This window comes from Leeuwenhoekiella nanhaiensis (assembly GCF_002744755.1).
In the GTDB taxonomy this organism is placed as follows: Bacteria; Bacteroidota; Bacteroidia; order Flavobacteriales; family Flavobacteriaceae; genus Leeuwenhoekiella; species Leeuwenhoekiella nanhaiensis.
In genome coordinates, this window is record NZ_KZ319334.1 from 1 (window position 1) to 352 (window position 352).

The 352-nt window shown below is 40.3% G+C and carries 1 protein-coding gene; it reads left to right on the forward strand.

Annotated features, from left to right (window positions below; genetic code table 11):
• Positions 1 to 71 precede the first annotated feature (71 nt).
• The coding region (locus CJ305_RS19260) for a CAP domain-containing protein (RefSeq protein ID WP_143469433.1) at positions 72 to 352 on the forward strand (281 nt) is incomplete at its 3' end.

Genomic DNA, 352 nt, shown 5'->3' on the forward strand with positions numbered 1-352 from the left:
ACTGTTGAAAGGTTGTAGGAACAAAAAATCCTACTTATGTTTGTATCAACATAACTCATAAACCCCAAATCATGAGAACTTTTACTACAAGCCTTTTGGCTCTTGCATTTACTGTATTATTTTCCAGCTGTTCACAAGACGAAGAGTTGATGCCCACTGAAGAAGCAACCCTAGAAGTTGCTGCAAACCTCACTGTTGAAGAAGCCTTTGCACAAGATGTGCTTGCTGAAGTAAACAAACACCGCGAAAGCATTGGATTAGCTGCACTTAAAGCCAATACCGATTCTAAAGGTCAGGCTGCAGATCATTCCAAGTATATGGCTACCAAAGGTCAGATTAGCCACGACAATTT